At 58.1% G+C, this 14739-nt stretch carries 15 protein-coding genes; 10 read left to right on the plus strand and 5 right to left on the minus strand.

Annotation, left to right across the window (positions count from 1 at the left end; translation table 11 throughout):
* From moaC to P6287_RS06150, 5 genes are all read left to right on the plus strand, one after another.
* On the plus strand, positions 1-486 hold the full coding sequence (gene moaC, locus P6287_RS06130; protein WP_110865768.1) for a cyclic pyranopterin monophosphate synthase MoaC: 486 nt from the start codon (positions 1-3) through the stop codon (positions 484-486).
* Entirely contained in the window at positions 479-724 is a 246-nt protein-coding gene (gene moaD / locus P6287_RS06135) for a molybdopterin synthase sulfur carrier subunit (protein ID WP_101763175.1), read from the plus strand. Before moaC ends, moaD begins: the two co-directional genes overlap by 8 nt.
* The gene (gene moaE / locus P6287_RS06140; RefSeq protein ID WP_222210715.1) at positions 724-1179 is read left to right on the plus strand and encodes a molybdopterin synthase catalytic subunit MoaE; all 456 of its coding nucleotides are present in this window, start codon (positions 724-726) and stop codon (positions 1177-1179) included. The genes moaD and moaE overlap by 1 nt, the downstream gene beginning before the upstream one ends.
* 80 nt (positions 1180-1259) lie before the next feature.
* Complete coding sequence (locus P6287_RS06145) at positions 1260-2354, plus strand: DUF1615 domain-containing protein (RefSeq protein ID WP_277974663.1); 1095 nt, start codon at positions 1260-1262, stop codon at positions 2352-2354.
* Between the two features lie 63 nt (positions 2355-2417).
* The gene (locus tag P6287_RS06150) at positions 2418-3125 is read left to right on the plus strand and encodes a Bax inhibitor-1/YccA family protein (RefSeq protein ID WP_101763172.1); all 708 of its coding nucleotides are present in this window, start codon (positions 2418-2420) and stop codon (positions 3123-3125) included.
* A gap of 57 nt (positions 3126-3182) precedes the next feature.
* Here the strand turns inward: P6287_RS06150 and P6287_RS06155 are convergent, their stop codons facing one another.
* The 3 genes from P6287_RS06155 to P6287_RS06165 are packed head-to-tail and all read right to left on the minus strand — an operon-like array spanning position 3183 to position 6159.
* Entirely contained in the window at positions 3183-4157 is a 975-nt protein-coding gene (locus P6287_RS06155; RefSeq protein ID WP_101763171.1) for a lysylphosphatidylglycerol synthase domain-containing protein, read from the minus strand.
* A complete protein-coding gene (gene clsB / locus P6287_RS06160; protein WP_137385413.1) occupies positions 4157-5401 on the minus strand; it encodes a cardiolipin synthase ClsB in 1245 nt (414 codons plus the stop codon). Before clsB ends, P6287_RS06155 begins: the two co-directional genes overlap by 1 nt.
* Positions 5398-6159 carry an endonuclease/exonuclease/phosphatase family protein gene (locus tag P6287_RS06165; RefSeq protein ID WP_101763169.1) on the minus strand — a complete coding sequence of 254 codons (762 nt, stop codon included), beginning with the start codon at positions 6157-6159 and terminating at the stop codon, positions 5398-5400. Before P6287_RS06165 ends, clsB begins: the two co-directional genes overlap by 4 nt.
* Positions 6160-6336: 177 nt before the next feature.
* Here P6287_RS06165 and P6287_RS06170 point away from each other — a divergent pair, with 177 nt between their 5' ends.
* The 4 genes from P6287_RS06170 to P6287_RS06185 all read left to right on the plus strand — a co-directional run bounded on the left by P6287_RS06170 (position 6337) and on the right by P6287_RS06185 (position 10674).
* Positions 6337-6729, plus strand: coding sequence for a YbhQ family protein (locus tag P6287_RS06170; protein WP_277974664.1), 393 nt, complete (start codon positions 6337-6339; stop codon positions 6727-6729).
* Between the two features lie 215 nt (positions 6730-6944).
* Positions 6945-8333 carry an ATP-dependent RNA helicase RhlE gene (gene rhlE, locus P6287_RS06175; RefSeq protein WP_008102680.1) on the plus strand — a complete coding sequence of 463 codons (1389 nt, stop codon included), beginning with the start codon at positions 6945-6947 and terminating at the stop codon, positions 8331-8333.
* 4 nt (positions 8334-8337) lie between these two features.
* Positions 8338-9288: a tRNA dihydrouridine(16) synthase DusC gene (gene dusC / locus P6287_RS06180; RefSeq protein ID WP_137385415.1), complete on the plus strand. Its 951-nt coding sequence runs from the start codon at positions 8338-8340 to the stop codon at positions 9286-9288.
* Positions 9289-9465: 177 nt separating this feature from the next.
* Complete coding sequence (locus P6287_RS06185; RefSeq protein WP_277974665.1) at positions 9466-10674, plus strand: MFS transporter; 1209 nt, start codon at positions 9466-9468, stop codon at positions 10672-10674.
* 44 nt (positions 10675-10718) lie between these two features.
* On the opposite strand, the gene P6287_RS06190 is transcribed toward P6287_RS06185, so the two are convergent.
* Positions 10719-12329 (minus strand): inorganic phosphate transporter, encoded by a 1611-nt coding sequence (locus P6287_RS06190; RefSeq protein ID WP_137385416.1) that lies wholly within the window; start codon positions 12327-12329, stop codon positions 10719-10721.
* A gap of 162 nt (positions 12330-12491) precedes the next feature.
* On the opposite strand from P6287_RS06190, the gene P6287_RS06195 reads away from it, so the two are divergent.
* Positions 12492-13517, plus strand: coding sequence for a transporter (locus P6287_RS06195; RefSeq protein ID WP_217547195.1), 1026 nt, complete (start codon positions 12492-12494; stop codon positions 13515-13517).
* 83 nt (positions 13518-13600) lie between these two features.
* On the opposite strand, the gene P6287_RS06200 is transcribed toward P6287_RS06195, so the two are convergent.
* Positions 13601-14653 carry a L,D-transpeptidase family protein gene (locus P6287_RS06200; protein WP_110865773.1) on the minus strand — a complete coding sequence of 351 codons (1053 nt, stop codon included), beginning with the start codon at positions 14651-14653 and terminating at the stop codon, positions 13601-13603.
* Positions 14654-14739: the final 86 nt, after the last annotated feature.

The raw sequence follows: 14739 nt of genomic DNA on the forward strand, positions 1-14739 counted from the left end.
ATGTCATCGTTAACTCATATCAATGCCGCTGGCGAAGCCCACATGGTGGATGTCTCTGGCAAAACCGAAACGGTGCGCGAAGCGCAGGCCGAAGCGCTGGTGCTGATGAGCGCCGAAACGCTGCAGATGATTATTGACGGCAGCCATCACAAAGGTGACGTGTTCGCCACCGCGCGCATCGCCGGTATTCAGGCGGCAAAACGCACCTGGGAACTGATTCCGCTCTGTCATCCGCTGATGCTGAGCAAAGTGGAGGTTACCTTGCTGGCGGAACCGCAGCATAATCGCGTGCGCGTCACCTCACTCTGTCGTCTCACCGGCAAAACCGGCGTTGAGATGGAAGCGTTGACGGCGGCGTCCGTTGCAGCGCTGACCATCTATGACATGTGCAAAGCGGTGCAAAAAGACATCGTCATCGACCAGCTGCGTTTGCTGACTAAAAGCGGCGGCAAATCCGGCGACTTCAAGGCGGTGAGCCATGATTAAGGTGCTGTTTTTTGCTCAGGTGCGGGAATTAACCGGCACCGCTTCACTGGATTTGCAGCCTGACTACGCCGATGTCGCCACGCTGCGCGCGGCGTTAGCGGAGAAGGGCGATCGCTGGGCGCTGGCGCTGGAATCCGGCAAGCTGCTGGCGGCGGTAAACCAAACGCTGGTGCCGATGAGTCATCCGCTGCGTGCGGGTGATGAAGTGGCCTTTTTCCCGCCGGTCACCGGAGGCTGATGATGGAAACGCGGATTCGTGTGGGTTCAGAGCCGTTCAACGTCGGCGAAGAGTACGAAAAACTGGCCGCCCATGACAGCGATGGCGCGGTCGTCACCTTCACCGGCAAAGTGCGCAATCACAATCTCGGTGCCAGCGTGGCGGCCTTGACGCTGGAGCACTATCCCGGCATGACGGAAAAAGCGCTGGCGGAGATCGTGGAAGACGCGCGTCAGCGCTGGGCGCTGCAGCAGGTTACGGTGATCCATCGCGTTGGCGAACTGTTTCCCGGCGATGAGATCGTGTTTGTGGGCGTCAGCAGCGCGCATCGCGGCAGCGCATTCGCCGCAACCGAGTTCATCATGGATTACCTGAAAACCCGCGCGCCGTTCTGGAAGCGTGAAGCCACCGCCGCAGGCGATCGCTGGGTTGATGCCCGCGACAGCGATCATCAGGCCGCTGAGCGCTGGAGCTAGCGCGCAAAATCCTCCGGCTCCGATAGCGGCAGGCCACTGAAAACGTTAAGGTACGGTTTTTGTTGGCGTCAGGGAGCAGGATGAACACGAGCAAGATGATGAAAGGCGCAGCTTTGCTGGCTGCGCTGGTGCTGGCCGGTTGTAGCACGAAAAAAGAGCCGCAGGCGCCCGCGCGTCAGCCCGCCGATGTAAAAAGCCAAATCCAGCATTTGTTGCCCAGCGACGTGAAACAGAAATCCGCCTGGGCCGACGACATCTATACCGCGTTCCGCGTGCAGCAAATTGACGCCAGCGTCAGCAACCTCTGCGCGGTGATTGCCGTCACCGATCAGGAGTCTAACTTCAGCGCCGATGCGGTGGTGCCGGGCTTACCGAAAATCGCCTGGGGCGAGATTGATCGCCGCGCTGCCAAAGTGCATGTGCCGGCATTTCTGGTGCGCACCGCACTGCTGATCAAATCACCGAATGGCGAAAGCTATGCCGCGCGTCTGGATAAGGTACGCAGCGAGAAAGAGCTGAGCGCCATTTTTGATGATTTCATCGATATGGTGCCGATGGGGCAGAAGCTGTTCGGCAACCTCAACCCAATTCATACCGGCGGGCCGATGCAGGTCAGCATTGCGTTTGCGGAAGCGCACGCCAAAGGCTATCCGTATGCGGTTGACGGCTCGATTCGTCGTGAAGTCTTCACTCGTCGCGGTGGTATCTACTTCGGCACGCTGCATCTGCTTGGCTACCCGGCCGATTACAGCCAGCCGCTGTATCGCTTTGCCGACTTCAACGCCGGTTGGTACGCCAGCCGCAACGCCGCATTTCAGGCGGCCATTGCGCGCGCCAGCGGCATCAAGCTGGCACTGGATGGCGACTTGATTATGTATGGCAGCGAGCAGGCCGGCTCCACCGAACTGGCGGTGCGCAGCCTGAGCAAGCAGCTGGATATGAGCAATCGCGAAATCCGCCGCGATCTGGAGAAGGGCGACAGCGAAGATTTTGCTAACAGCACGCTGTGGAAGCAGACCTTTATCCTCGCCGATAAGATGGCCGGAAAACGTCTGCCGCGCGAAATGCTGCCGGGCATCAAGCTGGAGAGCCCGAAAATCACCCGCAATCTCACCACCGCGTGGTTTGCTCAGCGCGTAAATGGCCGCTATCAACAGTGCTTGACGCGCCGTTGACGCAAACGGGTGTACACTCCACACTTACAGAGTTTGTTAACGTAACCGCTAATGAGGCGCTTCATGGATCGATATCCACGTAATGATTCAATCGTGCAGCAGGCATCCACCTCGCTGCAGACCTACATGGCGCAGGTATATGGTTGGATGACCTGCGGCTTGCTGCTGACCGCGTTTGTTTCGTGGTTTGCTGCCCGCACACCTGCAGTAATGGAACTGGTGTTTGCTAACCGCATCACTTTCTTCGGTTTGATCATCGCGCAGTTAGCGCTGGTGTTTGTGTTGTCTGGCATGGTGCATCGCCTGAGCGGCGCGGTCGCCACCGCACTGTTTATGCTCTATTCGGCGCTAACCGGATTAACCATGGCGAGTATTTTCCTCGTTTACACCTACTCATCCATCGCCAGCACCTTCTTCGTGACGGCCGGGATGTTCGGTGCCATGAGCTTCTACGGTTACACCACTAAGCGCGACCTGAGCCGTTTTGGCAGCCTGCTGTTTATGGCGCTGATCGGTATTTTGCTGGCGTCACTGGTGAACTTCTGGCTGAAAAGTCCGGCGCTGATGTGGGCGATTACCTATATCGGCGTGGTGGTGTTTGTTGGCTTAACCGCCTATGACACGCAGAGGCTGAAGGCGATTGGCGAGAATATCAACGTCAATGACAAAGAGAACCTGCGTCGCGCCTCAATCATGGGTGCGTTGACGCTGTATCTCGACTTCATCAACCTGTTCCTGATGCTGCTGCGCATCTTCGGCAACCGCCGCTAAACCACGCACCAGACTGTCCCCTTTCCCGCCTGCGGGAGAGGGGAACTCCGCACAAACTCACCGCGATACCGATTTCTCCATCTTCTGCTCATTCTTCTGCCGTAAATGCTTCGCGCGGCTCTCCAGCCACAAATAGAGCACCAGCGCCACCAACAGCGGCAGAATAAAATAGAGCACGCGGTAAGCCAGCAGCGCTGCAATAATGGTGCCGTGCGAGGCGTGTTGCCCACTGAGCAGCGCCAAAAATACCGCTTCCAGCACGCCAATCCCGGCCGGGATGTGAATGATCACACCGGCGATACTGCTGATCAGCAACACGCCTAACACAATCGGATAATCCACCTGACGCGCCAGCAGCAGCCAGATAATCATGCCCATCACCATCCAGTTGGCGCAGGAGACCGCAAACTGGAACAGCGCCATGCGCAGCGAAGGCAGCTGCAGATGCTGGCCTTTAACCGTCCAGCGGCGCTTCTTCGCGAAGGCGCAAGCCCACAAATAGACCGCCACCATCACCAGCAGCACCGCGCCAATGATGCGCAGCGTGGTTTCACCAATGAACCAACCGGAGGGAATCGGCACCATGCCCGCCGCAAACACCACGCCGGCCAGCAGAATATAGCCGAGCCAGTTGGTGGCGATGCTCAGCGAGAAAATGCGCGTAATGGTGTTGCCCGGCAAACCCAGTCGTGAGTAGAGCCGATAGCGCATCGCCACGCCGCCAACCCAGGTGCTGAGCGTCAGGTTGAAGGCATAACAGATAAACGATACCAGCATCACCTGGCGCTTCGCCAGCTTATGGCCGCAGTAGGCTCGTCCAATCAGGTCGTACAAGCCATAGGTCAGATAACTCACCACCACCAGTGCAGCAGCGCTTAGCACCACATAGCGGTTATAACCGACGATCACCGTATAGACGTCTTCCCAGTTCACCTTGCGCGCATACACCACCAGCAGCACAATCACCGCAATAAAAAACAGCCAGGTGAGGATTTTCTTCGCCAGTTGCCAGCGCGGATTCTTTTTCGACATTAGGATTTTGCTCCTGAATTATCGGCTTCAACCCGATCCTGAGTTTCCATTTCGGGTTGTACGGGGGGAGCAACTTGCGACAAGTGTGGCGTGTGCGCAGGCAACCATCCGGCAATAGCCGGGAAGTGACGTAAAAAGTGGAACACAATTACGCCCTTGGTGAGCTGCCACCAGTTGCGCGGCGGCAGCTTGTCATCCTCCACGCGCACGCAGTCCTGCTGAATCAGCAGTTCCAGATTGTCGCGCAGCGTCTGGTTGAAAGCGCGATCGTGCACCATCAAATTGGCTTCCAGATTGAGAGATAAACTCAGCGGATCGAGGTTGCTGGAGCCGACGGTGGACCACTGCTGATCCTGCACCGCAATTTTGCCGTGCAGCGGGCGGCGGCAATATTCATACACTTCCACACCGCCATCGACCAGATAGTTGTACAGCAACTCGGCACCGACTTTGACGATCGGCATATCGGGCTCGCCCTGCACAATCAGCCTGACGCGCACGCCGCGCTGTGCCGCGCTGCGCATTTCGCGCAGCAGACGATAGCCGGGGAAGAAGTAGGCGTTGGCAATAATCACATCCTTCTGTGCCTTGCGCAGCATGGCGAGATAGTGCTGTTCGATGTCGTCGCGGTGTTCGTCGTTATCGCGGTAGACAAACAACACCTGCGCTTCACCGGGCATGGCGTTGACCGCCGGGCGATGGGAACGCGCACCCCACCAGCGCCGCGTGTGCTGTTCGCTGCCCATTTGTTGCTGCACGTATTGGGCAATATCCAGCACCACCGGGCCTTTCACCTCCACGGCATAATCCTGTTTGGCCTCTGCACCGAAATCGATGTTATGTTCAGCGGAGAAGTTGATGCCGCCGACAAAGGCGATCTGTTCATCGATCACCACAATCTTGCGGTGCAGGCGACGAAACACATTGGTGCGCATGCCGAGCACTAGCGGACGCGGATCGTAATAGATAAAGCGCACGCCCGCGGCCGTCAGGCTATCCACAAATCGGTCGGAGAGGTCTGGCGAGCCGTAGCCATCGACCATCACCTCGACTTTGACCCCGCGCTGCGCCGCCTTGAGCAGCTGTTCGTGCAGATCGTTGCCGACTTCGTCCTCAAACAGGATGAAGGTTTCCAGCAGTAGCGTGCGCTCGGCGCGTTGGATCGCGCCTGATACGCGCGGGAAAAACTGGTCACCATTTTCTAACAGACGGAGCTGATTACCGTCGCGCCAATTGAAACTCATAGGAAAATCTCCACCGCTAACGGCGCATGATCGGACAGGTGAGACCAGGGTTTTACCGGCAGCGCCCACGGCTTACTCACCGTAGCGTTGCGGATGTAGATACGATCTAGCCGTAACAGCGGAAAACGCGCCGGGAAGGTGCGGGCAGGGCGGCCGGTTTTGATGCTGAACACTTCCTCTAAGCCCACCGCGCGTTTGAGAAAGCGATTGGCGCTGACCTGCCAGTCATTAAAATCACCGGCCACCACCAAAGGCGCATCGGGCGGCAGCGTATCGATAAAGTCGCACATCATCTTCATCTGCGCCTGGCGATGTTTCTCCTTCAGACCGAGATGTACGCAGAACACATGCAGCGGTTCCGCCCGATCCGGCAGGCGGATTTGGCAGTGCAACATGCCGCGTTTTTCACTTCCGGCGACGGAAATATCGCGGTTTTCATATTCAACGATGGGAAAGCGTGACAATATCGCGTTCCCGTGATGTCCCTCGGGATAAACCGCGTTGCGGCCATAGGCAAAATCGTTCCACATGGTATCGGCCAGAAATTCGTAATGGGAGGTTTCCGGCCAGTTTTCAATGTGCAGCGAATGGATGGCGTGGGTACCCATTACCTCTTGCAGGAAGACGATATCCGCCGACGTGGCGCGAACAGCGTCACGCAATTCCGGCAGGATAAAGCGGCGATTAAAGCTGGTGAAACCCTTGTGGGTATTGATCGTCAGGACTTTAAATGAAAATCCTTGCGTATTTTGTGGCATACTTCGACGCGCTCCTTTTCATCATCAACAGCACAAAGTGTAGTCTTTGTCACAAATGGATGGTGTTAAGGGCAGAAAATTAGGGCGTAATCCGAAATTTGCTTTACATTGAGGACGTTCGTCTGGCCTCCAGCCAGATACACTTGGGCGACCTGTTGGGTCTGCCAGGAGAAGAGAATGAAATGGTCTAATCGTGTTCAGATTGTTACCGGACAAACTTGTTTGCACATTGTAATGCACCTGCTGGTGATTGCCGCACTGGTTTGGGGCTGGAAACATAGGGCGCTGGTTGAAGTGAGCAGTACCCTGGTGGCAGCTTATGCGGTGGTATTCATTACCATGCTGGTCATGCAGCGTAGTGCCCGTTTACGTAGAATGGGTGATTCCCTCGAAGAGGTGACCACCACTTACTACTTTGGCGCAGCGATGTTAACGCTGTTCCTGATCTCCCGCTTTATCCATAACAACCTGCTGATTGGTCTCCTCGGCGTGGTGATGTTGGTGGGACCGGCGCTGGTTTCACTGCTGGCGAAAGAGCCGGTTCAGCGCATCGAGAAGAAGCGCAGTTGATCGATTAGGGACCGCAACCCTGCGGACCTGACAAAAAGGAGCCCAATGCGGCTCCTTTTTTTATGGATGCTGTCTGCGCGGAAAGCTGCTAAACTCGCGCCCTTACGCATGGTAGTTTGTGCCCTTTTCACACGTGAGCCCCGCGCTTGCGTCATATCCCTCCTGAAAACTACATCGCCTACGGCGGTCAGGACGGTTCGGAGTAATACACCTGCATGTCATTTGACTCTCTCGGCTTAAGTGCCGATATTTTGCGTGCGGTAGCAGAACAAGGCTACCAAGAGCCGACGCCGATTCAGCGTCAGGCCATTCCTGTGGTGCTGGCTGGTCGTGACCTGCTGGCGAGCGCCCAAACCGGCACCGGTAAAACCGCCGGCTTTACGCTGCCGTTGCTGCAGCGTCTGACTGCAAAACCGTCCACGGCGCGTGGCCGCCGCCCGGTGCGTGCGTTGATCCTGACCCCGACCCGCGAACTGGCGGCTCAGGTTGGCGAGAACGTGCGTGAGTACAGCCAATATCTCGATATCCGTTCGCTGGTGGTATTTGGCGGCGTGAGCATCAACCCGCAGATGATGAAACTGCGCGGCGGCGTTGACGTGCTGGTGGCGACACCGGGCCGTCTGCTCGATCTGGCGCACCAGAACGCGGTTGATCTGTCACAGGTTGAAATCCTCGTGCTGGATGAAGCGGATCGTATGCTCGATATGGGCTTCATCCACGACATCCGTCGCGTGCTGGCGCGTCTGCCTGCTAAGCGTCAGAACCTGCTGTTCTCTGCCACCTTCTCTGACGAGATCAAAACGCTGGCGGAAAAACTGCTTACCAACCCAGAACAGGTTGAAGTTGCGCGTCGTAACACCGCCTCTGAGCAAGTTTCACAGCAAGTGCATTTCGTGGATAAGAAGCGCAAGCGGGAACTGCTGTCGCTGATGATTGGTCGTGATAACTGGCAGCAAGTGCTGGTGTTCACCCGTACCAAACACGGCGCCAATCATCTGGCTGAGCAGCTGAACAAAGACGGCATTACCGCCGCCGCGATCCACGGCAACAAGAGCCAGGGCGCGCGTACCCGTGCATTGGCTGACTTCAAATCCGGCGGCATTCGCGTGCTGGTCGCGACCGACATCGCGGCGCGTGGTCTGGATATCGAAGAGCTGCCACACGTGGTGAACTACGAGCTGCCAAACGTGGCGGAAGATTACGTGCACCGTATCGGTCGTACCGGCCGTGCGGCTGCTACCGGCGCGGCACTGTCGCTGGTGTGTGTTGATGAACACAAACTGCTGCGTGACATTGAGCGTCTGCTGAAGCGTGAAATCCCGCGCATCGAGCTGCCTGGTTTTGAAGTCGATCCCAGCATCAAAGCCGAGCCAATCCAGAACGGTCGTCAGCAGCAGGGCGGCGGTCGCGGTCAAGGTGGACGTGGTCAAGGCCAGGGTCGCGGTCAGGGCGGCAACGTTTCTCGCCCGCATAGCGGCAATGCGCCACGTCCGCAGGGTGAAGCGCGTTCCGCGCGTCGTCCAGCGCAGGGCGCAAGCCAGGCTGCGCCAGCCGCCAACAGCGGTCGTCGTCGTCCGGCGCCAAAGAAAACCGGGAACGCCTAACGTCATGAGGGTGTTGCTGGCGCCGATGGAGGGCGTGCTTGATTCGCTGGTGCGTGAGCTGCTCTCCGGGGTGAATGATTATGACTTGTGCGTGACCGAGTTTTTGCGCGTGGTCGATCAGCTGCTGCCGGTAAAATCCTTCTATCGTTTGTGTCCTGAGCTGCATAACCACAGCCGCACGCCGTCAGGCACGCGCGTTCGCATGCAGCTGCTCGGGCAATACCCCGAGTGGCTGGCCGAGAACGCCGCACGCGCGGTGGAACTTGGTTCCTGGGGCGTTGATCTCAACTGCGGCTGTCCGTCGAAGCTGGTCAACGGCAGCGGCGGCGGTGCCACCTTGCTGAAAGATCCCGAACTGATCTATCGCGGCGCGAAAGCGATGCGTGAAGCGGTGCCGGATCATCTGCCGGTGACGGTGAAAGTGCGGTTGGGCTGGGATTCTGGCGATCGTCGTTTTGAGATTGCCGATGCGGTGCAGCAAGCCGGTGCCAGCGAGCTGGTGGTGCACGGTCGTACTAAAGAAGATGGTTATCGCGCCGAAAGCATTAACTGGCAGGCGATTGGCGAAATCCGCCAGCGTCTGCGCATTCCGGTGATCGCCAACGGTGAGATCTGGAACTGGCAGGACGCGCAGGATTGCATGCGCATTACCGGCTGCGATGCGGTGATGATAGGGCGCGGCGCGCTCAACGTGCCGAATCTGGCGCGCGTGGTGAAGTACAACGAAGCGCCGATGGCGTGGCCCGACGTGGTTGCCTTGTTGCTGAAGTACACTCAGCTGGAAAAGCAGGGCGATACCGGCATGTATCACGTGGCGCGCATCAAGCAGTGGCTTGGCTACCTGCGCAAGGCGTATCACCAAGCCGACGGCTTGTTCAGCGAAGTGCGCACCTTGCGCGTTTCCGCCGATATTGCTGACGCAATTGACCGACATGCAACACGTATCATCGCATAATCACCAATACGCACATTTTGTAGCAGCGCGATTTATTGCGCCATATGAAAGACCGGATGTGTGCTCATTATTTCCTCCAATCTGTTAGTACTTTATAACTAAAAAAGTCGCGATCTCTTAGCAGGCTAAGGTTATAGTTATTGTCCATTTTCATCACCGTTCCCGACGCCACTTTCCATGTCTGACGCCGCTGTACTGAGTAACGCTCAGTTAAATAAACGTATTCTCTCCGTCATTGTTTTCACCTTCTTTTGCTACCTCTCGGTGGGTTTGCCGCTCGCGGTGCTGCCGGGATTCGTGCATAACCAGCTTGGATTCAGCTCGTTCATCGCCGGATTAATCATCAGCCTGCAATATTTCGCTACGCTATTAAGCCGCCCGCACTCCGGTCGTCTGGCGGATCGCTTTGGTCCGAAGCGCGTGGTGATGATGGGATTGGTGTTCTGCGGCATGAGCGGCGTGTTATCGATTTTTGCCGCGCTGTGCAGCGACATGCCGCTGCTGAGCCTGGCGCTGCTGGCGGCGGGGCGCTTGTTCCTCGGCGTAGGTGAAAGCTTCAGTAGCACCGGATCGACGCTGTGGGGCATGAACATTGTCGGTCCGCTGCAAACCGCGCGGGTGATCTCGTGGAACGGCGTAGCCACCTATTTCGCCATGGCGATTGGTGCACCGCTCGGCGTGCTGCTGAATCAGTGGTTTGGCATCAGCGGCTTTGCTGGTTTGGTGGCGATCATGGGCGTTGCCGGATTCTGGATGGCGAGTCGCAAAGCGGGTGTCAGCGTCTCCGCCGGCGTGCGCATTCCGTTTCATCGCGTGGTCAGCCGCGTGTGGATGTTTGGGCTGGCGCTTGGCTTTGGCACCATCGGTTTCGGCGTAATTTCCACCTTTATCACGCTCTATTTCGCCAGCCGCGACTGGAGCGGTGCGGCGTTCGCGCTGACGCTGTTCAGCCTCGGCTTTGTGATTGTGCGCCTCGGTTTTGGTCGCTACATCACGCGTTTCGGTGGCCTGAAAGTGTCGCTGGTGTCATTTGTGCTGGAGTGTGCCGGACTGCTGCTGATTTGGCAGGCCGACAGCATCTGGCTGGTGGATTTGGGCGCGTTCCTCACCGGCGGCGGTTTCTCGCTGGTGTTCCCCGCGCTAGGTGTGGAAGCGGTGAAGCGCGTACAGCAGCAGGATCAGGGTTCGGCACTCGGCACCTATTCGGCGTTTCTTGATTTAGGACTGGGATTAACCGGTCCGGTGGCGGGCTTGCTGATTGGGCATTGGGGCATGCAATCGGTCTATCTGGCGGCGGCGCTGATGGTGCTGGGCGCGTTTGCTATCACGCTGCGTCTGCACCAGCAACACGGCCGGCAGACGGCCGCGCAAGCGCTGAGCGAATAACGCTTCATCGGCAAACCCCCGTGCGCCGCCGTTGTTTACCGCAGTTAAAAGTGGATAAACAGGGCGTAAAGCAACCCCGAAAGTAACACGGACACCGGCAGCGTCAGCACCCACGCCATCGCCAGATTGCGGATGGTGGCGAGTTGCAGACCTGAACGGTTGGCGGCCATCGTACCGGCGACGCCGGAAGAGAGCACATGGGTAGTAGAAACCGGCAGGCCAAACGCGTCGGCCGCGCCGATGGTCGCCATCGCTACCAGCTCAGCGCTGGCACCTTGCGCGTAGGTCAGATGGGTTTTGCCGATGCGTTCGCCCACCGTCACCACAATGCGACGCCAGCCAACCAGGGTGCCGAGACCCAGCGCTATCGCCACCACCACTTTCACCCACATCGGGATAAAGCGCGTGGCGGCATCCAGCTCTTTCTTCACCGCCGCCAGGTTGCGCGCGGTCTCTTCCGGCAGCGCTACTTTGGCGCTTTGCAGATGCTTAATGGTTTCGGAGGCCAGATACATGTCGTTTCGCGTGTTGGTCACCGCCTGCGCCGGGATATTCTCCACTGCGCCGTAGCGACGAATCTGGTCGCCGATATCGCCCAGCATCATGCCGAGCGCCGGCAACACCTGTGGACGAGTCTGGCTGGTGCGCACGAATTCGGTCAGCACCTCGCGCGGCGCGGGCATGGCGGCGGGCGCCGGTTGCAGCGTCAGCAGTTGCTGTTCCGTCACCTGAGTTAAGGCGGCGACGCGCGGAATCTGCTCCGGCGGCAGCGAGCGGTTCAACGCGTAGGCAATCGGCATGGTGCCGACCAGAATCAGCATGATTAGGCCCATGCCTTTCTGCCCGTCATTCGAGCCGTGCGCGAAAGAGACGCCGGTGCAGGTGAGGATCAGCAAGCCGCGAATCCACACCGGCGGCGGCTGGTTGCCCTTCGGCGCTTCATACAGCTGGCGATTGCGGATAAAGGCTTTCATCGCCAGCAGCAGCAGTGCGGCGCAGACGAAGCCGACAATCGGCGACAGCAGCAGCGCATACCCGACTTTAATTGCCTGATCCCAATCCACGCCGCTGGTGCCGCTGCGGCCATGCAGCAAGGCGTTCGCCACGCCAACGCCGATAATCGAACCGATCAGCGTATGCGAAGAGGAGGCCGGTAAACCAAAATACCAAGTGCCGAGGTTCCAGATAATCGCCGAGAACAGCAGCGCATAGACCATGGCAAAGCCGTGGCCGCTGCCCGCTTGCAGAATTAACTCCACCGGCAGCAGCGAGATGATGCCGAACGCCACCACGCCGCTGGAGAGCAGCACGCCCAAAAAGTTACAGAAACCGGACCACATCACCGCCACGCCCGGCGACAGCGAATGGGTGTAGATCACCGTGGCGACGGCGTTGGCGGTATCGTGGAAGCCGTTCACAAATTCAAAGCCGAGCGCAATGATCAGCGCCACGCCGAGCAGCAGGAACGGTGTGTAGCTGGTGACCGGCGCGCCGGTCTCTTCAACGTCATTAAACAGGTTGATGCCGGCATACAGCAGGCCAGCAATCAGCAACAGCACGAAGATCAGGCGTGAGGCAGGGCCGTTGCCGCGGTTAAGGTTCGGGCGTCCGCTGTGGGACGAGGAGGTCGATGCAGGTAAACTGTTTTCAGCCATAAAACACCTCAGTGTTAAATCACGATGCTCGAACGGCACCCGTTAATGGCAGTGTGATACGTGGTTTGTATGACAGAATGATGATGGCGCACGCCCGGTGTCATCTTGCTGCAACATCCCTGTCGCACGCTGTGGATCTGACCGCTCGGGAATGACCTGCTAATGCTCCAGCCCGTACTACCGCTCGCCTCGCTGCCGGACTTCAATAACGACGTCGCCGGACTGATTCATGGTTATCTTTTTACGCCCGCGTCGCTGCCACAGCGGCTCAATGCACGCGAAGCGGCCCAGCTGGCGCAGCAGCAGCTGCCGGAGTCGACCTTTATCTGGCTGCACATCAACCTTAATCACGCGCGTGCTGAACGCTGGGTTCAGGACCACTTTGGCGTAGACCACGATTTTTTCGACGAGATACATTCTGCTTCGCCGCGCACCCGTTTAGCCCAGCAAAATGATGCGCTGCTGGCGGTACTCAATGACGTCACCTTCAGTAAAGAGGAGCGCAGCACGCAGAACGCCACGTTGTGGATGTGGTGCTGCCCGCGTGTGGTGGTCACCGCGCGTTTTCGCCCGGTTGGCATGATCGAACGCATGCATCAGCAGATGAATGAACTGAAGTTCGCCGAGCCGGATGCGATGCTGCTGTGGCTGCTTGGCGAGCAGGAAGCGCAGCTGGAGCAAGTGGTGCGGCGTTCCAGTCAGGCGGTGGATGCGATTGAAGAGCGCTTGCTGAGTGCGGCGATCAAAACCAATCGCCGCGAGCTGGGACAACTGCGTCGTATGCTGCTGCGCGTGCAGCGTTTGCTGGCACCGGAACCGGCGGCGCTGTTCCGCTTGCTGAATCGTCCGCCCAAATGGCTAAAGCGTGAACCCCTGGGCGAGCTGCGAATTTTCACCGAAGAGTTCAGCGTGGCGCTGAATGATTTGGCGAGTTTGATGGAGCGGATTCGTTTGCTGCAGGAAGAGATTGCCGCACGATTGATGGAGCAGAGCAACCGCACGCTGTTTTTGCTGACGGTGATCACCGTGCTGGCGCTGCCGATCAATATCGTGGCGGGATTTTTTGGCATGAACGTCGGCGGGATTCCGCTGGCGAATAATCCGCACGGCTTTTTGCTGCTGGTGTTAGTAGTACTGGCGTTTACCCTGGTGGCGGGTTGGCTGGCGTTTCGACGACCGCGTGATTGATTGACGTTGCGCGATGAATCGCGCCGCTACGGTAGGTGCATGTATCTGTAGCGGCGCAATTTATTGCGCGTCTTAACTCGCGATTACAGGCTGGTGGCCGGCTGCGCTGCTGGCGCTGCGCCGTTGATACCTTGCGGCGTCATTGGCTCTTCTTTCGGCAATGCGTCAGAAGACTCCTGAACCGGCACCGGTGCTGGCTGCACTTCGCCAGTTGGACCGTTGATTTTGATCGGCATACCGTTACGCGCCTGGATAGCGTTGTTGACCGCATCCTGGTTGGTGCTGGCATCGGCAATCACTTTGGTCACAGCGGAAGTCAGGTTGATCGGCACCACTTCGCGTGAATTGAACTGCTCTTCGGTGGTCGATAGCGGATTGTGTACTTCCACGTAGCGCGAACCATCTGGCTCAACGGTGGCTTTCACCGGCTGATCGATGAACTGTACGCGGGTGCCAACTGGCACGTTGTCGAACAGCCATTTGATGTCGTCAGCACGCAGACGCACACAGCCGTGGCTTACGCGCAGGCCGATACCGAAGTTGGCGTTAGTGCCGTGAATCGCATACAGGCGGCCGATATAGAGCGCGTGCAGGCCCATCGGGTTATCCGGACCCGCCGGGAACACCGCAGGAATGCTCTCGCCGCGTGCCGCATATTCTGCGTGCATCGCTTTGGTTGGCGTCCAGGTTGGGCCATCTTTCTTACGTTCAACCTTGGTCGTCCAGTTGACCGGCGTATCTTTACCCAGCTCGCCGATACCGATTGGCAGCACGACCACGGTCTTGGTGCCTTTCGGGTAGTAGTAAAGACGCATCTCAGCGCTGTTGATCACGATGCCTTCACGCGGCGCGTCAGGCAGAATCAGCTGCTGTGGGATGATCATTTTAGTGCCAGCTTTTGGCAGATAAACGTCAACGCCCGGATTGGCTTCCAGCATATTGCTGAGGCCCATCTGATACTGTGCAGCAAAGGCTTCCAGCGGAAGTTTGCTGTCATCAGGGACAGTGATTTCAATGTTTTCGCCGATCAGACGGCTGTTAGCCGGCGGCAGCGGATAGACTACTGCAAATGCCGACTGGCTGAACGCCGCCAGTGCGAGGGCGAGTGAAGCGAACGCGCGAATGCTCATTTTCATGTTTTTCAAGTCGTTATGGCCATGTTTCAGGCTTGTCAGTGTGTCGAATCCATCGTGGTCAGTATGACCCGCTGCGCATTATATGT

The organism is Pantoea sp. X85 (genome assembly GCF_029623675.1).
Taxonomy (GTDB): domain Bacteria; phylum Pseudomonadota; class Gammaproteobacteria; order Enterobacterales; family Enterobacteriaceae; genus Pantoea; species Pantoea leporis.